17 protein-coding genes and 1 riboswitch are annotated in these 18,942 nt (G+C 71.4%); of the genes, 3 read left to right on the top strand and 14 right to left on the bottom strand.

All coding sequences use genetic code 11. From position 1 onward, the window contains the following. Positions 1 to 5 precede the first annotated feature (5 nt). The 7 genes from OG861_RS22575 to OG861_RS22545 all read right to left on the bottom strand — a co-directional run bounded on the left by OG861_RS22575 (position 6) and on the right by OG861_RS22545 (position 8,359). Positions 6 to 1,622 carry a GMC oxidoreductase gene (locus OG861_RS22575; RefSeq protein WP_329194626.1) on the bottom strand — a complete coding sequence of 539 codons (1,617 nt, stop codon included), beginning with the start codon at positions 1,620 to 1,622 and terminating at the stop codon, positions 6 to 8. Positions 1,623 to 1,801: 179 nt separating this feature from the next. Continuing rightward, positions 1,802 to 2,944, bottom strand: a complete 1,143-nt coding sequence (locus OG861_RS22570) for a glycosyltransferase family 4 protein (RefSeq protein ID WP_329194628.1) — start codon at positions 2,942 to 2,944, stop codon at positions 1,802 to 1,804. A gap of 24 nt (positions 2,945 to 2,968) precedes the next feature. Then, positions 2,969 to 4,087, bottom strand: a complete 1,119-nt coding sequence (locus OG861_RS22565; RefSeq protein ID WP_329194630.1) for a hypothetical protein — start codon at positions 4,085 to 4,087, stop codon at positions 2,969 to 2,971. Positions 4,088 to 4,112: 25 nt separating this feature from the next. Then, positions 4,113 to 5,156, bottom strand: a complete 1,044-nt coding sequence (locus OG861_RS22560; protein ID WP_329194632.1) for a C40 family peptidase — start codon at positions 5,154 to 5,156, stop codon at positions 4,113 to 4,115. A 236-nt stretch (positions 5,157 to 5,392) separates the two neighbouring features. After that, a complete protein-coding gene (locus tag OG861_RS22555; protein ID WP_329194633.1) occupies positions 5,393 to 6,415 on the bottom strand; it encodes a C40 family peptidase in 1,023 nt (340 codons plus the stop codon). Positions 6,416 to 6,715: 300 nt separating this feature from the next. After that, positions 6,716 to 8,080, bottom strand: coding sequence for an NYN domain-containing protein (locus OG861_RS22550; protein ID WP_329202134.1), 1,365 nt, complete (start codon positions 8,078 to 8,080; stop codon positions 6,716 to 6,718). 39 nt (positions 8,081 to 8,119) lie between these two features. Beyond that, positions 8,120 to 8,359 carry a hypothetical protein gene (locus tag OG861_RS22545; protein WP_030291802.1) on the bottom strand — a complete coding sequence of 80 codons (240 nt, stop codon included), beginning with the start codon at positions 8,357 to 8,359 and terminating at the stop codon, positions 8,120 to 8,122. Between the two features lie 133 nt (positions 8,360 to 8,492). Here OG861_RS22545 and OG861_RS22540 point away from each other — a divergent pair, with 133 nt between their 5' ends. Further along, on the top strand, positions 8,493 to 9,239 hold the full coding sequence (locus tag OG861_RS22540; protein WP_443056490.1) for a rhomboid family intramembrane serine protease: 747 nt from the start codon (positions 8,493 to 8,495) through the stop codon (positions 9,237 to 9,239). Then, a complete protein-coding gene (locus tag OG861_RS22535; RefSeq protein WP_007263678.1) occupies positions 9,236 to 9,517 on the top strand; it encodes an Lrp/AsnC family transcriptional regulator in 282 nt (93 codons plus the stop codon). The genes OG861_RS22540 and OG861_RS22535 overlap by 4 nt, the downstream gene beginning before the upstream one ends. 168 nt (positions 9,518 to 9,685) lie before the next feature. On the opposite strand, the gene OG861_RS22530 is transcribed toward OG861_RS22535, so the two are convergent. The 6 genes from OG861_RS22530 to ctaE form a co-directional block, all read right to left on the bottom strand. Further along, the gene (locus OG861_RS22530) at positions 9,686 to 11,107 is read right to left on the bottom strand and encodes an aminotransferase class V-fold PLP-dependent enzyme (protein ID WP_329194645.1); all 1,422 of its coding nucleotides are present in this window, start codon (positions 11,105 to 11,107) and stop codon (positions 9,686 to 9,688) included. A gap of 213 nt (positions 11,108 to 11,320) precedes the next feature. Then, positions 11,321 to 11,437: riboswitch (SAM riboswitch) on the bottom strand. Positions 11,438 to 11,521: 84 nt separating this feature from the next. Beyond that, positions 11,522 to 12,586: an anthranilate phosphoribosyltransferase gene (gene trpD, locus OG861_RS22525; RefSeq protein ID WP_329194647.1), complete on the bottom strand. Its 1,065-nt coding sequence runs from the start codon at positions 12,584 to 12,586 to the stop codon at positions 11,522 to 11,524. 168 nt (positions 12,587 to 12,754) lie between these two features. Then, complete coding sequence (qcrB, locus tag OG861_RS22520) at positions 12,755 to 14,386, bottom strand: cytochrome bc1 complex cytochrome b subunit (RefSeq protein WP_329194650.1); 1,632 nt, start codon at positions 14,384 to 14,386, stop codon at positions 12,755 to 12,757. Then, positions 14,383 to 15,441: a cytochrome bc1 complex Rieske iron-sulfur subunit gene (gene qcrA, locus OG861_RS22515; RefSeq protein WP_329194652.1), complete on the bottom strand. Its 1,059-nt coding sequence runs from the start codon at positions 15,439 to 15,441 to the stop codon at positions 14,383 to 14,385. The genes qcrB and qcrA overlap by 4 nt, the downstream gene beginning before the upstream one ends. Then, on the bottom strand, positions 15,438 to 16,247 hold the full coding sequence (gene qcrC, locus OG861_RS22510) for a cytochrome bc1 complex diheme cytochrome c subunit (RefSeq protein ID WP_329194654.1): 810 nt from the start codon (positions 16,245 to 16,247) through the stop codon (positions 15,438 to 15,440). The genes qcrA and qcrC overlap by 4 nt, the downstream gene beginning before the upstream one ends. A gap of 76 nt (positions 16,248 to 16,323) precedes the next feature. After that, positions 16,324 to 16,944 (bottom strand): aa3-type cytochrome oxidase subunit III, encoded by a 621-nt coding sequence (ctaE, locus tag OG861_RS22505; RefSeq protein WP_136215176.1) that lies wholly within the window; start codon positions 16,942 to 16,944, stop codon positions 16,324 to 16,326. Positions 16,945 to 17,145: 201 nt separating this feature from the next. Between ctaE and OG861_RS22500 the strand changes: the two genes are divergently transcribed. Beyond that, positions 17,146 to 17,547, top strand: coding sequence for a hypothetical protein (locus OG861_RS22500; RefSeq protein ID WP_329194657.1), 402 nt, complete (start codon positions 17,146 to 17,148; stop codon positions 17,545 to 17,547). Positions 17,548 to 17,655: 108 nt separating this feature from the next. Here OG861_RS22500 and OG861_RS22495 read toward each other — a convergent pair whose 3' ends face one another. Further along, positions 17,656 to 18,903 carry a L,D-transpeptidase gene (locus tag OG861_RS22495; RefSeq protein ID WP_329194659.1) on the bottom strand — a complete coding sequence of 416 codons (1,248 nt, stop codon included), beginning with the start codon at positions 18,901 to 18,903 and terminating at the stop codon, positions 17,656 to 17,658. Between the last annotated feature and the right edge of the window lie 39 nt (positions 18,904 to 18,942).

Genomic DNA, 18,942 nt, shown 5'->3' with positions numbered 1-18,942 from the left:
GGGGCTCAGCGCGGGTCCTCCGCCAGGATCCGCGCCATGTTCCGCTCGGCGAGGGCGGTGATGGTGACGAACGGGTTCACTCCGAGCGAGCCCGGGATCAGTGAGCCGTCGACGACGTACAGACCCCGGTAGCCCTTGGCGCGGCCGTAGTCGTCGGTCGCCTCGCCGAGGACGCAGCCGCCGAGCGGGTGGTAGGTGAAGTCGTCGGCGAAGGCCCTGTTCTGGCCGAACAGGTCGTAGCGGTAGATCGTGAAGTTGGCCCGGTTCACCCGGTCGAAGAGGTTCTTGGCGGCGGCCACGGACGGCGTGTTCTGGTCCCGGGTCCAGTTGAGCCGGGCCGCGTCGGCGGCCGCGTCGTACGTGAAGTGGCCGCGCTCGGGGTTCTTGGTGATGGCCAGGTACATCGAGATCCAGTGCTCGAACCCCATGGGCAGCGGGGCGATCTCGGCGAAGACGGGGTGGGCCGCGTTGTCCCAGTCGTCGATGCCGAGGGCCGGCATGGTGGCCTGGTTCGCGCCGACGGTGTCCCACAGGTGGTTGGCCCGGGCCGTCATGATGTTGCCGTTGTGCCCCCAGCCACGGCCGACCGCCTCCGCCAGCTCGGGCAGGGCCCCGGTCTCGCGGGCGCGCAGCAGGATCTCGGTGGTGCCGAGGCTGCCCGCGCCCAGGAAGAGCTGGGCGCAGCCGAGTTCGCGGGTCTGGGTGACACGGCCGGTGAGGTCGATGGTGCGTACGGTCAGCACGTACCCCCCGGCCGGGTCCCGGCGCACGGCGACCACGCGCTGGAGGGTTTCGATGGTGACGTTGCCGGTGCCGAGGGCGGCGGCGAGATAGGTCTTGTCGAGGCTCTTCTTGCCGTGGTTGTTGCCGTAGATGACCTCGCCCGCGAGCGCGGATCTGGTGGCGGTGCCGGCCGCTTCGCGCTGCATGTAGGCGAAGTCGTAGACGTTGGGCACGAAGGTGGTCCGGAGCCCGGTGTTGCCGGCGTGTTTGCGGGAGATCCGGGCGAAGCGGTACCACTCGGTGGACTCGAACCAGGCGGGGTCGATGTCGCCCACGCCGAGCATGGCGCGGGCGCGGGGGTAGTAGGTGCCGTACATCTCGTCGGCGTCGACGCGGGGCAGGACCTCGGTGAAGTACGACCGGCGCGGTGTGGGCGCCATGCCGCCGTTGACGAGCGAGCCGCCACCCACCCCCCGTCCCACGTACACGGACATGCCGTCGTAGTTCACCCGGTCCAGGACGCCGGGGTAGGGGCTGATGTCGCGGTTGACGACGTCGAGCCAGAGGAACTGGGCGAGCGGGGCCTCGGTGCGGGTGCGGAACCACATGGAGCGCTGGTCGGGGGCGGAGGTGGAGGGGAACACCTTGCCGTCGGGCCCGGGGGTGTTCCAGAGCCGGCCCATTTCCAGGACGACGGTCCGCACTCCGGCCTGCCCGAGGCGCAGGGCGGCGACGGCGGCCCCGTACCCGGATCCGACCACGATGGCGGGGGCGTACGGGGCGGCGGGCGGCTCGACGGCGGCGGCGGAGTCGAGCCCGATACGGGTGAAGCCGAGGACGGCGGCGGTCTGGAGGGCGCCGGCCCCCAGCAGTTGACGACGCGTCAGATGGGGTGTCATGCGCGCATCATGAGCGGATTCCGCCCAACCGGCCATAACCCGCACTGACACGCATGTGAGTAACAGTCAGACATGTCTCGACCGTATCCGCGCTGCGCCGTCGCCCGCCCTGTTCGACGGACCGCGCCCCATGACGGGCCACGGGGTGCGACAATTCCCCCTCCTGCGCGGCTCCGCGGTTACAGCAGCTCGCGCAGCCGCTCCGCGAGGAGGTCCCAGCGCCAGCGTTCCTCGACCCAGGCGCGGCCGCGCTCGCCCATGCGGCGTCGCAGTTCCGGGTCCAGGAGCAGGGTCACGATCCGGTCCGCCGCCTCGTCCGGCGCCCCGCCCCGGACCACCCAGCCGGTCTCCCCGTCCAGCACCGCGTCCGGCGCCCCGCCCGAGTCGCCCGCCACCACGGGCAGGCCGGTCGCGGAGGCTTCGAGGTAGACGATGCCGAGCCCCTCCACGTCGAGGCCGCCGCGCCGGGTCCGGCACGGCATCGCGAAGACGTCCCCGGCGCCGTAGTGGGCGGGCAGCTCGCCCCAGGGGACCGACCCGGTGAAGACCACCGAGTCCGCGACCCCCGTGGAGGCGGCCAGTGCCCGCAGGTCCGCCTCGTACGGGCCGCCGCCCACGATGAGCAGCACCGCGTCCGGCACCGCCGCCAGGATCCGCGGCATCGCCTCGATGAGGGTGTCCTGCCCCTTGCGGGGCACGAGCCGGGACACGCACACCACCACCGGCCGGTCGGTCAGGCCCAGCCGGGCCCGCACCGCCGCTCCGCCGGACCCGGGGTGGAAGGTCTTCTCGTCGACCCCGGGCGGCAGCTGCGTCATCCGCGCCGCCGCCCGCTCCGTGACCGCCGAGGCGATCCGGGTGCGGGTGTACTGGCCCAGGTAGGTCAGGGTGTCGGTGCCCTCGCCGATCCGCCGCAGCAGCTGCCGGGCGGCCGGCAGCTGTGCCCAGCCCGCTTCGTGCCCGTGCGTGGTCGCGACGATCCGCCGGGCCCCCGCCCGCCGCAGCGCCGGGGCCATCAGGCCCAGCGGGGCCGCGGCGCCGAACCAGACCGACTGGCAGCCGCGTTCGCGCAACAGCTCCACCGCACGCCGTGTCACGCGCGGCGTCGGCAGCAGCATCGTCGTACGGTCGCGCACGACCTGGAACGGCTGCTCCGCGTCGAAGGCGGCGGTCGCCGCGCGGCCCTCTTCGTCGTGCTTCCAGGTGGAGGCGTAGACGACGATCCGGTCGGGATCCAGCCGCAGCGCCATGTTGTGCAGGAAGGCCTGGATGCCGCCCGGTCGCGGCGGGAAGTCATTGGTCACGATCAGCGTCTTGTGCATCGCCAGCCAACGTACCGGACGCCCCTAACCGAGCTGCTCCCGCAGGGTCTCGCGCCAGAGCCGGGTCAGTTCGCCCCGGTCCGTCCCCAGGGTCTCGTCCAGGGCCACGGACAGGGGGGCGCCCGCCCTCTCGTACAGCCGCACCAGGGCCGCGTCGCCCCACTTCGCCGCGATGAGCCGGCAGGCGAGCCACGCCCCCTCGTACGACCGCGCGAGCGCCTGCGGGTCACCGCCGAAGGCGAAGTCCCCGTCCGCGGGCAGCGCGCCCGGGAGACCGCCCCGGCGCACCGCGCGGGCCAGCTCCGGCGCGGCCTCGGCCGGGGTGCGGTCCGTGGCGCGGTACGCGGCCCAGTCCGCGAAGCCCTCGGACAGCCACAGGGGGGTGGTGGCCGAGGTCGCGGCGCGGGTCGCCACATGGGTGACCTCGTGGGTCAGCACGATGTCCCGGCCCGCTTCCGACAGCCCCGCGTACCCCTCCGGGTTGATCACGACCCGGTCGGCCGGGGCCGGACCGGCCCCCACCCGGCCGGTGGTGACGGCGCCCATCCCCCGGTAGGCGTCGGCGGGCTGCCCGAGCAGCGCCGCCATCGCGTCGAGCGTCGCCGGGACGAGCACCACCGCCCGGCCGGCCCACGGCCGCGGCCAGGCGGCGCTCGCCGCGGGCACCGCGCGGTCGGTCTGCGCCGCGATGGCGGACAGGGTCCCCGGGCTCTGGCCGACCCCCAGCACCAGCGCGTGCGCCCCGCGTACGGCCGTCACCGCCCCCTGGTCCCACAGTTGCGGCGGCGCCCCGGGCGCGGGGCGGTCGGCCGTGACCCGCCAGCCGCCGGCGTCGTCCCGCGCGAGTTCCACCTCGCGCCGCGCGTCCGCCGCAGCGGTGTCGTAGCCGGTCAGGCGGTAGTGCAGCGCCGCCCGCGCGAAGGCCCGTACGCCGTCCCGGCGCACCGAGGTGACCTCGTACGACCACCCCTCCAGCGGGATCCCGGCGAGCCGGGCGGGCGGCGCGGCGGCCCAGTCGGCGACGGCCCGCCGGACGGCGGGGTCCCCGGCGCCGCCGCCGGGAGCGGCGCAGCCGGCCGGCAGCCCGCACAGCAGCAGCAGGGCGAGCACGAGCAGGCGTACGGGGCGGCGGGCGGGGGGCATCCGCCGATCGTACGCACCCGGTGCGTCAGGGCCGGGTCACGGAGGACACCGGCATCATCCCGACCGGGTCGTACCGCACCCGGGCGCCCGGGTAGGGGGCGTGGATCACCTGGCCGTTGCCGACGTACATGGCGACGTGGCTGGCGTCCGAGCGGTACGTCACCAGGTCCCCCGGCTGCGCCTGCGACAGCGGCACGTGCCGGCCCGCGTACCGCTGTGCCTGCGAGGTGCGCGGAAGGGAGACCCCGGCCTGGCGGTAGGACCACACCATCAGCCCGGAGCAGTCGAACCCGGACGGTCCGGTCGACCCCCACACGTACGGCCGCCCGACCGCGGCCCGGGCCGCCCGCACGGCGGCCGCCGCCCGGGAGGAGGCGGGGACGGCCGAGGGCAGGTCGGGCAGCGCGTCGGCGCGGCCCCCCGAGCGCGAGGCCCGCTCGAAGTCGGCCCGCTCCTCGGACGGCATCGCGTCGAGCAGCCGGCGGGCGGCCGCGAGCTTCGCCGTGACGGCCCGCTTGTGCTCCGCGACGTCCGAGCGCAGCGAGTCCAGCTGGGCCAGCTTGACGGAGGCCTCCTGGCGCTCCTGGGCGATCCTGCGCTGCTCCTCGCGCAGTTCGCCGAGCTGCCGGGCCTGGCGGCCGCTGAGCCGGTCGAGCACGGCGGCGTTGTCGAGGTAGCCGTCGGGGTCCTCGGACAGCATCAGCGCGAGGGCGGGGTCGAGGCCCCCGGAGCGGTACTGGGCCCCGGCGAAGGCGCCGAGTACGTTGCGCATGGTGTTGATGCGGTCCTGGCCCCGGGCCACCGCGTCCTGGGCCCGGCTGATCTCGGCGCGGAGCTTGCCTGCCTTCTCGTCGGCCTCGTTGTAGCGCTCGGTGGCCTGCTCGGCCTCCTCGAAGAGCCGGTCGACCTGGGCGCGGGCGCCGGCCGGGGGGTCCTGCGGGAGGGCCGGTGCCGCGCTCGCGACCGCTCCCGTGAGGGCGACGGCGGCGCCGGCCGCGGCGGCGGTGAAGGTGGTGAGCTTGGTGCTCCGGTCGAGGCCGGTGAGCCCGGGCCGGCGATGGGACGCCACGTGAAACCGCTCCCTTGCGCTGCGCGCAGCCCGGGTCCGCCCCCCGTGGACGGCCGTGTGCCGGGTTCCGCGCTGGCAGACAGTAGCCGCAGCCGCGGGGCACCGACGACGGCCGTACGGGGGCACACACGGCGACGCCCCGCCGCAGACGCAGGTCACCGGCGGGGCGCGGGGTCAGGGCCGAGCCGAGCAATTCGCCCGGATGGGCGGTGTACGGCGCGTCCTGGGGGTTCGGATCAGCCGACGCGGACGCCGAACTGGAACGGCATGTTGTCCATCGACTCGTACTTGACGCCGCCCTTCGGGTTGGAGGCGTGCAGCGTCATGTTGTTGCCCGCGTACAGGCCGACGTGGTGCAGGTCGTCGTAGAAGAACACCAGGTCGCCCGGCTGGAGCTGGCTGCGGCCGATGCGGGTCCCGTCGTTCACCTGGGTGTAGGTGACACGGCTGATGCTGACACCCGCCTGCGCGTAGGCCCACTGGGTGAGTCCGGAGCAGTCGAAGGAGTTGGGCCCCGTGTCGCCCATGTGGTAGCCGCTGCCCAGCTTCGTCTTGGCGGCGGCGAGCGCGGCACCGGCCCGACCCGAACCCTTGACGTTCCCGGCGCTCTGGGCGGCGCTGCTGCTGGCCTTGCCCTCCTCGTCCTGGAGCCGGGCCCGGTCCTGCGCGCTCAGGCTGTTCAACTGGGCCTGCGCCTCGGCGAGCTTGTCCTGCGTGGCCTTCTTCTGCTCGCCGAGCACCTTGCGGGTGGCGTCGAGGTCCGCGAGCTTGCCGGCGGCCTCCTGGCGCTGCTGCGCGAGGGCACGCTGCTTGGCCTGGATCCTGCCGACGGCCTCGATCTGCTTGCCGCTCAACTGCTGGAGCGTGGAGGCTTTGTCGAGGTAGCTCTGCGGGTCGTCGGAGAGGAGGAGGGTGAGGGACTGGTCGATGCCGCCGGTGCGGTACTGCGCGCTGGCCATCGAACCCAGCGTGTTGCGCATGTCGTTGAGTTCGAGCTGGCCGCGCGCCACCGAGTCCTGGAGCTGCGCGATCTCCTTCTCCAGCTTGTCCTGGCGGTCCTTGGCCCCGTTGTACTTCTCGGTGGCCTGTTCCGCCTCGTCGTAGAGGGCGTCGACCTTCGCCTTGACCTCGTCCTTGCTCGGCTGCCCCGGAGCGGCGCTCGCCGCCTGGGAGGTGAGCGCGACGGTGGCCGCGGCGAGGGCGGTGAGCACGGACACGCGCGTGCGGGTGGGCTGCTTGGGTCGACGGTGGGACGCCACGAAGGCGAGCTCCTTCTTCCTCCGGCCGCCGATGGGGCACTCACACACGGCGGCAGCACCTCCGCCGTCACCCCGAATGAGTGATCTACCGCACGAAGGTTTGAACAGACACTAGTGACCCCGCTGTGATCACTTCAAATCCCCGGGAGCAAAAAATCGCCCCTTCAACGACTTCTTCACACCCAGGCCACTGTGGGTGCCGGGGAGTTGACGGTACGTTCCCTCGATGCACCGCCAATTCCGACATCGGGGACGGCAGTTGCCAAGACGCCCGAATACGCCGCATCGACGGCGTGAACCTTACGAAACGCGCGAAAGCCGCTTGAGGAGCAAGGCGGACGTAACGGGCCGGGCTCCGGACTTCGCCACCCCGTCCGCGACCTCCCGGTCGGTGGACACCACGACCACCGGACGGCCGGGCGGCTCGGCCCGCACCAGCTGGCGGATCAGCTCGTCCGCCGTCACCCCCGCCTTGGAGAACAGCACGCGCACCCCGCGCGGCGGTGCGAGCAGCACCGGGGCGGCCAGTTCGGCGCCGTCGAAGACACAGGTCATCTCCGCACCCGTCTGGGCGGCCAGCATCGACAGCCCGCCCAGCAGCCTCAGCCGCTGCTTCTCCAGCGGCATCGTCGGGTAGCCGGTCTTCGTCACGTTGTAGCCGTCGACCACCAAGTGCGCCTGGGGCAGCGCCAACAGCTGGTCCAGCAGCGCCGGATCGGTCTCCGACAGGGCACGTGCCGCGATGTCCTTCGGCGTCATCCGGCCCGGCTCCACCGCGTCCACCGTGTCGGCCGGCCGCGTGGAGACCGGCGGCAGTGCCAGCTCGCGGCGCAGCCCGGCGGCCGCGTCGAGGACGGTGTCCAGCAGCAGCCGCAGCCGCATGTCCTCGATGCTGCGCCCCTCCCGGGTGGCCCGGCGCGAGGTCTCCAGCGCCGACTCCACCTCCGCCAGACGGGACTTGAGCCGGCGGCTCTCGCTCTCGGCGGCGGCGACCCGGGCGGCCGCGTCACCGCGGATGCCGTCGACCTCGGCGGTCAGCTTGCGCAGGGCCGCCTCGCCCCGCTTGACGTCGCTCTGGGCGCTGCGCAGCTTGCGGTGAAGCGATTCCGCTTCCTTGCGGGCGGCGTCGAGCTCGGCCCGTACCTGCTCGCCGCCCGAGCGCTGCGTCTCGCGCGCGTGGGCGAGTTCCTCGCGCAGCCGTTCCAGCTCGCGCCGGGTCTCGTCGCCGACCCGTTCGGCGTCCGCCCGCTGGACCTCCTCACCGGCGGCGGCGACGAGCTTGACCCAGCCGGAGGGGCGCAGGACGTACGCGGCCGCCGCCACGTCCAGCGGGTCGGCGGCGGCGGGCGGGGCACCGCACTCCAGTGCCCCGGCCAGCTCCGCCTGGGCGTCCCGGAGCTTCTCCGCGACGCGTCCGCGGAAGACGGCGTCCGTCTCCACCGCCGCGGCCATCGCGTTGCCGGCGAACTTGGCGCGCCGGGTCGGGGTGAACCGGGCGTACTGGCGCAGCTGCGCGGGCAGGTCCGCGACGGTCAGGCCGCCGAAGGCGTCCGAGACGAGCGCGATGACCCGGCGCCGCACGCCTTCCGGCAGCGGGCGGTCGAGCACCTCCGCGGCGTCGCCGGCCGCGTCGGCCGGCTCAGCGCCGCTTGCTGGCTCCACAATCCGTCACCCCTACCGTGATCTACTGTGGGCCCGGCTCCGTCAGGAGTCCGTGCCCGGCCTGTCCACGAGCTCGATCTGGTCCACCGCGTTGCACCAGCGGCAGCGGACCGACTCGATGGTCTCATTGACCACCTCGCGCTCCTCGACCTTGGGCTCCCCGGCGAGGTCCAGGTGGACGTACTCCACGACCTTCGACGACCGGGTGACGTCGAAGCGCGTGAGGTTGCCGCACAGGGTGCAGCGCCACCGTGTGGTGTCGGTCGGCAGGGGAACCGTCATCAGGTCGCTCTCTCCTTCGTAGCTCTTTCAATTAAAGCCGCCCGCGGGCCGTCGGGGGCCGATGGCACCTTCGACGGACCGCAGCACGTAACCCTACGGCCTGGCACCACCCGCACGGGGGCTGTGCTGCGTCATGCTCTGTCCCATGATCGTAAGGTGGCAGGCCCTCGCCGAGGCCTTGCGGGAGGCCGTGCGGGGCCCGGTGGTCACCCGCGCGCTGATCGCGGGCTGCTGTCTGGTGTTCGTCCTCGGCCCGGCCTCCGGGCTGAACCCGGAGTACGGGACGGGTGACCTGCTGCTGGAGACGGGGACGGCGTACTTCCGGCGCTGGGGCGTGGTCCCGGACGAGCTCTTCGCGGGGACGGCACGGGCCCTGCTCACGCCGCTGACGGCACTGTTCGTGCACGGGAGCTGGCTGCACCTGCTCGGCAACATGCTCTTCCTCCACGTGTTCGGCGCGATGGCGGAGGAGCGGATGGGCCGGGCGGCGTTCCTGGTCTTCTACGTCGCCTGCGGCTACCTGGCCCTTGCGGCCTACGCGGCGGCCAACGCCACCTCCGACCAGACGCTGGTCGGCGCCTCGGGGGCGATCTCGGCGGTGCTGGGGGCGTTCTTGTGCCTGTTCCCGCGGGCCCGGGTGACGAGCCTGTTCCCGTTCCTGTTCTTCCTGCCGCTGCGGTTCCCCGCGTGGATCGTGCTGATGTTCTGGTTCGTCCTGCAGTGGCTGGCGGCCCACCGGGCGGCGAGCGGGCCGGGGGTGGCGTACCTGGCCCACGTGGTGGGCTTCTCCGTCGGGTTCGCCTACGCCTGGGTGCGGTATCGGCGTGCGACTAGAGTGAAGCGACCAGCGACGGCCAGCGAGGGAGACAGCCAACCGTGATCACCGCGATCGTGCTCATCAAGACCAGCGTGGACCGCATCCCCGAGATCGCCGAGTCCATCGCGCAGCTGGACAGCGTCAGCGAGGTCTACTCCGTCACCGGCACCTACGACCTCATCGCGCTGGTCCGCGTCGCCCGCCACGAGAACCTGGCGGACATCATCCCGGGCCGCATCAGCAAGATCCCGGGCGTGGAGGCGACGGACACCCACGTGGCGTTCCGCACGTACTCCCAGCACGACCTGGAAGCCGCGTTCGCCATCGGCCTCGACGCGTAGTCCTGGCCGGGGGCAGCGGAACCCGGGCCGGCGCCCCGGGCCCGCCCCACGGCTCCGGCCGGCTCTCCCCCGGCCGGGCCGCTCGGCCGCCGGCTGCCCGTCACGGACTCCCGGGCGTGCCGTCGCCGGACAGGACGTGCGCGGGAGCGCGGCTCCCCCGCAGGCGCGTCAGGAAACGGGGACGCAGCGGCCCTCTTCGGTGCGGTACTTCCACTTGGCGCCGTCCGCGACGAGCTCGCGGACCGCGCGGACGAAGCGCTCGACGTGCTCGTCGGGGGTGCCCGCGCCGAAGCTGACGCGGATCGCGTTCAGCGACCTCCCCCGGCCTTCGGCCGGGGGGACCCCCACCTCGCTCCGCTCGCCCGCCGCCTCCGGCGCTCCGCATTCGCCCTGGGCCTGCGGCTCACTGCCGAGCAGCGTCCGCACCAGCGGGTGGGCGCAGAACAGGCCGTCGCGGACGCCGATGCCGTACTCGGCCGACAGCGCGGCGGCGAAGTGCGAGCTGTTCCAGCCCTCCACCACGAACGAGATCACGCCGACCCGCGGGGCGTCGTTGCCGAACAGGGACAGCACGCGGACCGCCGGGACCTCCGCCAGGCCGTCGCGGACCTTGCCGATCAGGTGCTGCTCCCGCTCGACCAGGCCCTCGAAGCCCGCCTCGGTCAGCGCCCGGCAGGCGGAGGCGATGGAGTAGACGCCGATGACGTTCGGGGAGCCGGCCTCGTGCCGCGCGGCCGTGGTGTGCCACTCGACGTCCACGCCCCCGTCCTCGCGCCGCGCCACCTTCCGCGAGGCTCCGCCACCGGCCAGGTAGGGCTGCGCCTCCTGGAGCCAGTCGGCCCGCCCGGCGAGCACGCCCGAGCCGAACGGCGCGTAGAGCTTGTGCCCGGAGAAGGCGATCCAGTCCACGTCCAGTTCCCGCACCGAGACGGGGTGGTGCGGCGCCAGCTGGGCGGCGTCCAGCACGATCCGCGCGCCGTGGGCGTGCGCCGCGGCGGCGAGTTCCTTCACCGGCCACAGTTCGCCGGTGACGTTGGACGCGCCGGTGACGCACACCAGCGCCGGGCCGTAAGGGTCCCGCGCGGCCAGCGCCCGCTCCAGGGTGGCGACGGCCTCGTCCGGGGTGCGCGGCGCGTCGAGGTAGGTGACCCGCGCGTCGCCCCACGGCAGCAGCGACGCGTGGTGCTCGGTCTCGAAGACGAAGACCTGGCAGCCGGCCGGGAGCACGGCGGCGAGCAGGTTCAGCGAGTCGGTCGTGGACCGGGTGAAGACCACCTGGTCGGCGGGGCGGCAGTCCAGGAACTCCGCGACCGTGACCCGGCTCTGCTCGAACAGGTCGGTGGACAGCTGCGAGAGGTACCCGGCGCCGCGGTGCACGCTGCCGTAGTACGGGGCGTACGCGGCCACGTCGTCCCACACCCGCTGCAGCGCCGGCGCGCTGGCCGCGTAGTCGAGCGCCGCGTAGGTGACCTCGCCACCGGTGACGAGCGGGACGGTGACGTCCCGGCCGAGCACGGGCAGCGGCTCGGCACACGGGGTGCGGTCGGCGGTGGTGTTCAGGGATGCGGTTGCGGATGCGTATGCGGACATGGCGGTGTCTCCCGGCGGCAGGGCGGAACGGCTTCGGGGTCTGCCCGTACGCGGGTACGGCCCTGCGGCCGTCCGGGGTACGGGGATGCCTCGGGGATGCGGGTACGCGGAAGGGACCCTGTTTCCGAGGGTGAAGAAGGGGCGGAGCCGCCCTATCGCATTCGCTTGCTCATGGAAAACGCTCCTCGACAACCAGGATCCCCGGTTTCGAGGGATCCGCGCTTGCCGTAGACCTCACTGCCTACGGCCTGGTCATCACCCGGGGCACCCCGCCACGGAAGGAGGGTTGCCGGACAGCGAGCCGGGGCCAAAACGCTGTCACTCGTGACCTGCCCAGCATCCTGCCACAAGATCCCCCACGCCGGGGACCCCGGTCCACATTCCGGACCGGGGCCCACCGCCGCGCCCGAGGACCTACGCGTTGCTGGCCGCGACCCAGCGCTCCAACGCCGCCCGCGCCGCGCCCGAGTCGATGGATTCGGCCGCACGGGCGATGCCCGCGGCGATCTGCTCCTCCAGCGAGCCCGTGCCCGGATCCAGCGCCACCAGGGCAGCCGCCGAGTTCAGCAGGACGGCGTCGCGTACGGGACCGGTCTCGCCGGCCAGCAACCGGCGGGCGACGTCCGCGTTGTACGAGGCGTCCTCGCCGCGCAGGTCCCCGGCGCCCACGATCGGGATACCGACGTCGCGCGGGTCGAACGGCAGCTCGGTGACGGTGCCCTCGCGGACCCACCAGACCCGCGAGGTGGCGGTCGTGGTCAGTTCGTCCATGCCGTCGTCGCCGCGGAAGACCAGCGCCGAGGAACCCCGCTCCGCGAGCACCCCGGCGACGATGGGCGCCACCCGGGCGTCGGCCACGCCCGTGGCCTGCGCGCGCACCTTCGCCGGGTTGGTCAGCGGGCCGAGGAAGTTGAAGGTGGTCCGGATGCCCAGCTCCTTGCGGGCCGCCGCCACGTGCCGCAGCGCGGGGTGGAACTTGACGGCGAAGCACAAGGTGATGCCGGCCTCTTCCGCGACCTCGACGACCCGGGCCGGGGTGAGGTTGAGGTTGACGCCGAGCTTCTCCAGTACGTCGGAGGAGCCGCTCGCCGAAGAGGCGGCCCGGTTCCCGTGCTTGACCACCTTGGCGCCCGTTCCGGCCACCACGAGCGCCGACATGGTGGAGATGTTGACCGTCTTCGCGCCGTCCCCGCCCGTGCCGACGATGTCCACCGTCCGGCCCGGGACCTCGATGAGGTTGGCGTGTTCGTACATGGCACGCACCATGCCGTTGATCTCCGCGACGGTCTCCCCCTTGGCCCGCAGCGCCACCACGAACCCGGCGATCTGCGCGTCCGTGGCCTCGCCCCGCATGATCCGGTCCATGGCCCAGGCGGTGTCGTCCGGGCCCAGGTCCCGGCCGGTGAGCAGGGCGTCGAGGAGACCCGGCCAGCCGCGGGCCGCCACGCTGTCGCCGCCTGCCGGGGTCACAACGTTCATGGTCCGCTCCTGCTGCTCGGGAAAGTTCCACGTCGAATGGGGTGAGGAGCCCAGCCTATCCAGCCTCGGCGGACGGCAAAGAGCCCCGTCCAGACCCTGGACGGGGCTCTCGCCGTGGCGACACGGGGATTGGCCGGAACCGATCCCTCTAACGGGTCCTCCCGGAGATCAGTGGTGGCCGTGGCCGCTCTGGATCTCCTTGTACTCCTCCACCGTGGGCTTCGGAATCTGGTTGTTCTCCGCGTAGAAGCCCTTGCTGAGCTTCGCGCGGAGCTTCTCCATGGCCTTGGGCTTGCGCTCCACGCCGTTCTCGTCGACCGTCGGGCCGAGTTCGATCGGCTGGTACTGCTCATGCGCGGTGAGCGTGTGCAGCTTGGCCTGCGGCAGCGGCTCGTGGACCTCGACGAACTCACCGTGCGGCAGGCGCTTGATGATGCCGGTCTCGCGACCGTGCAGCACCTTGTCGTGGTCCCGGCGCTGGAGGCCGAGGCAGATCCGCTTGGTGGCGATGAAGGCGAGGACCGGGACGACGAAGAAGCCGATCCGGACGAACCAGGTGATGTTGTTGATCGAGAGGTGGAAGTACTGCGCGAACATGTCGTTTCCACCGCCGATCAGGAGCACGATGTACTCCGCGATCCAGGCGACACCGAAGGCCGTACGGGTCGGGACGTTGCGCGGGCGGTCCAGCAGGTGGTGCTCACGCTTGTCCCCGGTGACCCAGGACTCGATGAACGGCCAGACGGCGATCGCGCCCAGCACCAGCGGGAAGAGCAGCAGCGGGATGAACACGCCCAGGACGAGGGTGTGGCCCCACAGGTTGATCTCCCAGCCCGGCATGGCACGGATCAGGCCTTCCGGCATACCCATGTACCAGTCGGGCTGCGCACCGGTGGACACGTGGTCCGGGCGGTACGGGCCGAGCGCCCAGATCGGGTTGATCGAGGCGAGCGCCGCGATGGCCGCGATGACACCGAAGACCAGGAAGAAGAAGCCTCCGGCCTTGGCCATGTAGACCGGCAGCAGCGGCATGCCGACGACGTTGTTGTTCGTCTTGCCGGGGCCCGCGTACTGGGTGTGCTTGTGGTAGAAGACCAGGATCAGGTGGGCCACCAGCAGGCCCATCATGATGCCGGGCAGCAGCAGGATGTGGATCGAGTAGAACCGTGCGACGAAGTCGCCGCCGGGGAACTCGCCGCCGAAGAGGAAGAACGACAGGTACGTGCCGACGATCGGCACGGACAGGATCGCGCCCTCCATGAAGCGGACACCGGTGCCCGAGAGCAGGTCGTCCGGCAGGGAGTAACCGGTGAAACCGGTGAACATGCCGAGGACCAGCAGCAGGAAGCCGAAGATCCAGTTGACCTCACGCGGCTTGCGGAACGCGCCGGTGAAGAACACGCGCATCATGTGCACGACCATGGCCGCGACGAAGATGAGCGCCGACCAGTGGTGGATCTGCCGGATGAGCAGACCGCCGCGGACGTCGAAGCTGATGTCGAGCGTCGAGGCGAAGGCCTCTGACATCGGGACGCCCTGCATCGGCACGTACGGGCCGTGGTAGACGACCTCGTTCATGCTCGGGTGGAAGAACAGCGTCAGGTACACACCCGTGAGGATGATGATGATGAAGCTGTAGAGGCAGATCTCACCGAGCATGAAGGACCAGTGGTCCGGGAAGATCTTGCGCATGTTCGACTTGGCCAGGCTGTAGATGCCCAGGCGGCCGTCGGCCCAGTCCGCTACCCGCTCGCCGGCGGGCGCTTTGCGCTGACTGTCGGTGGTGGTGGCAGTGCTCATCCGCGCTCCCAGAATGCAGGACCGACGGGCTCTTCGAAGTCGCCCTGCGCTTCGAGGAAGCCTTCGTCATTGACGCCGATCCGCAGCTGCGGAAGCGCGTGACCAGCGGGGCCGAAGATGACTCGGGCGCCGTCGGAGAGGTCGAAGGTGGACTGGTGGCACGGGCAGAGCACGTGGTGCGTCTGCTGCTCGTACAGGCTGATCGGGCAGCCGACGTGGGTACAGATCTTGGAGAACGCCACGATGCCGTCGTGGGACCACTCCAGCTCCCGCTTGTCCTTGATGTCCTGCGGCTGGAGCCGGACGATCATCAGGGCGGCCTTGGCGATCTGGTTCTGGAAGTCGTGCTGGGTCTCCTCCAGGCCTTCCGGCATGGCGAAGGTCAGCGAACCGACGACCACGTCCTCGGGACGCAGCGGCTCCATCGTGTTCTGGTTGATGAGCAGCTTGCCCTTGGCCCAGACGGTCTTGCGGAGCTTGTCCTCGGGCAGCGGGCCCAGGTCCCGCATGATCACCAGGGCGGACAGCGGCAGCATGGCCAGCGCGCCCAGCATGGTGTTGCGGATCAGCGGACGGCGGCCGATGGCCGACTCGCTCGCACCGTCGGCGAAGTCCTGGAGGACCTTGGCCTTGACCTCCGGCGGCGCCGCGATGGCGTGGCGCTCGTCGGCGACCTCCACGTCGGACATCAGGGTGCGGGCCCAGTGGACCGCGCCCGCGCCGATGCAGAAGAGGGCCGTGCCCAGGGTCAGGCCGAGGGCGAAGTTCAGGCCGCTCACCTTCCCGATGGGGAAGATGTACACGAACCTGTCGACGGGGATGGTCACGTACGCGGCGATGAAGCCGATCGTGGCCAGCATCGACAGCGTGAACAGCATCGCGACAGTGCGCTCGGACCGCTTGGCGGCCCGCTCGTCGATGTCCTGGATGCGCGGCTTGTGGACCGGCAGGCCCGGGTCGGCGAACGGGTCGTCCGCGACTGCTACGCCACCGTGGTGCGCGTCGCCCTGCTCGCTCGGCAGGTGCTTCTCTTCGGGAATGTCTTGGCTACTCATGACTTCTTGGCCTTAGCGGTGTGGGCCGCGACCCAGACGGCGACAGCGATCAGCGCACCCAGAGCGAAGATCCAGCCGAACAGACCCTCGGAGACGGGGCCGAGGCCACCGAGCTTCAGGCCGCCAGGGCTGACCGACTCGTCGCCGTTCACGTTCTGGAGGTACGCGATGATGTCCTTCTTCTGCTTCTCCGGCATCGTGCTGTCGGGGAAGGAGGGCATGTTCTGCGGGCCGGTGAGCATGGCCTCGTAGATGTGCTTCGGCGAGACGTCCGCAAGGTTGGGAGCGTACTTGCCGTGCGTCAGGGCGCCGCCCTCGCCGGTGAAGTTGTGGCACTGCGCGCAGTTGTTGCGGAACAGTTCGCCACCCTTGGCGATGTCGGCACCCGCCGGGTCGACCTGCTTCTGGGTGGGCACGGACGGGCCGGCTCCCAGGGAGGAGATGTACGCGGCCAGCTGGTCGATCTGGGCCTGCGTGTAGACCGGAGGCTTCGCCGGCACCTGGGCGCCGGGCTGCTGGGCGGGCATGCGGCCCGTGCTCACCTGGAAGTCGACGGCCGCGGAGCCGACGCCGACCAGGCTGGGGCCGTCAGTGGAACCCTGACCGCCGGTTCCGTGGCAGCTTGCGCAGCCCACGGCGTAGAGCTTCTTGCCCTCCTCGATGGCGAGGGACTGGGCGGTTTCATCGGCCTGCGCCTTGCCCGCGGGGGCGAAGGCGGCGTAAAGCCCCCCAGTGGCCGCCAGCGCGAGGAGTAGAACGACGACCGCCGCCAGCGGATGGCGTCGTCGTGCGGAGAGCTTTTTCACGGATTACCCCGGTGTCAGGATCTTCTGCGTCGGTGTTTCTGGATGGGTTGCCGGGGCCTGCCCGGCGACGTGTTCGCTACTTGATCAGGTAGATCGTCGCGAAGAGGCCGATCCAGACGACATCGACGAAGTGCCAGTAGTAGGACACGACGATGGCCGACGTGGCCTGTTCGTGGGTGAACCTCTTGGCCGCGTACGTCCGGCCGAGGACCAGCAGGAAGGCGATGAGACCGCCTGTCACGTGCAGACCGTGGAAGCCGGTGGTCAGGTAGAACACCGATCCGTACGGTCCGGACTTGAGGGAGAGTCCCTCCTCCTTGACCAGATCGGTGTACTCGAACACCTGGCCGCCAATGAAGATCGCACCCATGACGAACGTGACGATGAACCACGTCCGGAGCTTCTTCACGTCACCGCGCTCGGCGGCGAATACGCCGAGCTGGCAGGTGAGGGAGGAGAGCACCAGGATCGTGGTGTTCGTCGCCGAGAAGGGCAGGTTCAAGGCCGAAGCCTGTTCTGTCCAGTACTCGGCGCCCGTCACGGATCGCAGGGTGAAGTACATCGCGAAGAGGGCCGCGAAGAACATCAGCTCGGAACTCAACCAGATGATGGTTCCGACGCTGACGAGGTTCGGCCGGTTGACCGTCGGGTGCGCGTGCCCGGTATCTACTGTCGTTGCTGTCGCCACGACCGACATTATGTCGGTCGCTTATCCCGCCCTCACCCCGGGGGGTGCCGTTCGGAGTGTCAGAGGGGTGTGCAAGGCCCGAACGGCCCATCAGATCGGCTTACCGGCAGGTGTCCGCGGGCCCGGCCGAACCGATGTTGACAAGCGGTCGGACGGAGTAGCATCCCGCGCAACATCAACGTGATTCACGGGCACACGTGGAGGAACGAAATGCGGGCGACTGCGCGAGTTCTGGTCTACAGCGACGACGCGGGCACCCGGGAGCAGGTGCGGCTGGCCTCCGGGCGCAGGCCGGCCGCGGACCTGCCGCCGGTGGAGTTCCTGGAGTGCGCGACGCTGCCGGCGGTCCTCAAGGCGCTGGACGAGGGCGGCGTGGACGCGTGCGTGCTGGACGGCGAGGCCGTTCCGGCGGGCGGCATGGGCGTGTGCCGGCAGATCAAGGACGAGATCTTCCGTTGTCCGCCGGTGCTGTTGCTGATGGGGCGCCCGCAGGACGCCTGGCTGGCCACCTGGAGCCGCGCGGACGCGGCGGTCACCCTTCCGGTCGACCCGGTGGAGTTCCCGCAGACCCTGGCGCGCCTGCTGCGCGCCCGGCTGTCCCTGGACGCCTAGGGCCCCTCCGGGCCCTCCGGGCGCGGCTCGAGCGGAACCGGCCCGTCGGGAGCCTCAGGGGCTTCCGGGGGCCGGTTCGGGGCCGCTGGGCGTGCCTGCGGGGCCGGTTCAGACCTGGGGGCGCAGTCGGGCCTGGTCGACCGCGTTGCGGCCTTCCTGGGTGCCGCCCACCAGGGCGCTGCCCTCGCGCCAGTCCTTCCAGTCCATGTTCCAGTCGCCGAAGCCGTTGCCGAAGGTGTCCATGTCCTCGCCGATGCTGTTGATCACCTTGACGATGTCGCCCTCGGTGATGTTCTCGTAGAACCAGGCGGCGTTGCCGGTGCTCATGCCCGTGCAGCCGTGGCTGACGTTCTCGTAGCCCTGGGAGTCGACGGACCACGGCGCGGCGTGGACGTATTCACCACTCCAGGTGACGCGCGTCGCGTAGTAGACGGGCAGGTTGTAGTACTCGCTGCCGCCGATGCCGACGGTGTCCCCGCGCATCTGGACGTAGTACTGCTTGCCCAGGACCACCTTGATGCCGTTGCGCGTGGAGAAGCCGGGCTTCCCCGTGGTCACCGGAATGGTGTTGATCACTTCACCGTTGCGCTTGAAGGTGAGGTAGTGGGCCGCGGCGTCGGTGGTGACCTCGACGCGGTCCCCGATCTCCAGCTTCAGCGGCTTGCTGACGGTCCCGTAGAGATCGTCGGTGACCCTGACGCCTTCGAGGTTGCTCCGGACGGAGACCGTGGAGTGGGCGGGCCAGTACTCCTTGGGCCGGAAGTGCAGGTGCTTGTCGTCCACCCAGTGCCAGGCACCCTCGACGCCCGACGGCGCGTCCACGACCAGACCGCGCTCCACGAGGGCGCGGGCGGCCTTGTCGTGGACCGGCTCGTTCAGTTCGGCCGTGAGGGGCTGGCCGACGCCGTATTTGCCCGCGTCCGGGCCGAATTCCACCTGGAGGACCTTCTTGGCCGGGGTGGTGTCGAACGTCAGCGTGCGCTGCCCTGGGGCGCCCCGCTCGTCCTCCGTGCTCACGGTGGCGGTGTAGTGCACGCCGGCGGCCATCGGGGCGGTGCTGTGCCAGCGGTCGCCCTTGGCGGAGAGCTCGCCCGCCAGCCGGCGGCCGTGGGTGTCCACGACGGTCACGTCGGTGATCCGGGTTCCGCTGCCCTTCGAGGTGACCTCGAAGGGCCGGTTGGGGTCGACCGGACGGCCGCCCGCGGCCTGGTTGAAGGCGACGTGGTCGCCCGCGTCGTACGGGCGGGCGGACAGCGGGTTGTCGTCGGACCCCCCGCACGCGGTGGCGCCGGCCCCGAGGGACGCGACCAGCAGGGAGCAGCTGAGTACCGTCCAAAGACGCGGTGAGTGCTTCATGGAGCCAACGCTATGAAGATATGACAATTACGGCGCGCG

This window comes from Streptomyces sp. NBC_00539 (genome assembly GCF_036346105.1).
Taxonomy (GTDB): domain Bacteria; phylum Actinomycetota; class Actinomycetes; order Streptomycetales; family Streptomycetaceae; genus Streptomyces.
This window is presented reverse-complemented; position numbering and strand designations above follow the sequence as displayed.

Coding starts and splice junctions, on each gene's coding strand:
- OG861_RS22575 (WP_329194626.1), bottom strand. CDS start 1,622: ATGACACCCCATCTGACGCGTCGTCAACTGCTGGGGGCCGGCGCCCTC.
- OG861_RS22570 (WP_329194628.1), bottom strand. CDS start 2,944: ATGCACAAGACGCTGATCGTGACCAATGACTTCCCGCCGCGACCGGGC.
- OG861_RS22565 (WP_329194630.1), bottom strand. CDS start 4,087: ATGCCCCCCGCCCGCCGCCCCGTACGCCTGCTCGTGCTCGCCCTGCTG.
- OG861_RS22545 (WP_030291802.1), bottom strand. CDS start 8,359: ATGACGGTTCCCCTGCCGACCGACACCACACGGTGGCGCTGCACCCTG.
- OG861_RS22540 (WP_443056490.1), top strand. CDS start 8,493: ATGCTCTGTCCCATGATCGTAAGGTGGCAGGCCCTCGCCGAGGCCTTG.
- OG861_RS22530 (WP_329194645.1), bottom strand. CDS start 11,107: ATGTCCGCATACGCATCCGCAACCGCATCCCTGAACACCACCGCCGAC.
- trpD (WP_329194647.1), bottom strand. CDS start 12,586: ATGAACGTTGTGACCCCGGCAGGCGGCGACAGCGTGGCGGCCCGCGGC.
- qcrB (WP_329194650.1), bottom strand. CDS start 14,386: ATGAGCACTGCCACCACCACCGACAGTCAGCGCAAAGCGCCCGCCGGC.
- qcrA (WP_329194652.1), bottom strand. CDS start 15,441: ATGAGTAGCCAAGACATTCCCGAAGAGAAGCACCTGCCGAGCGAGCAG.
- ctaE (WP_136215176.1), bottom strand. CDS start 16,944: ATGTCGGTCGTGGCGACAGCAACGACAGTAGATACCGGGCACGCGCAC.
- OG861_RS22500 (WP_329194657.1), top strand. CDS start 17,146: ATGCGGGCGACTGCGCGAGTTCTGGTCTACAGCGACGACGCGGGCACC.
- OG861_RS22495 (WP_329194659.1), bottom strand. CDS start 18,903: ATGAAGCACTCACCGCGTCTTTGGACGGTACTCAGCTGCTCCCTGCTG.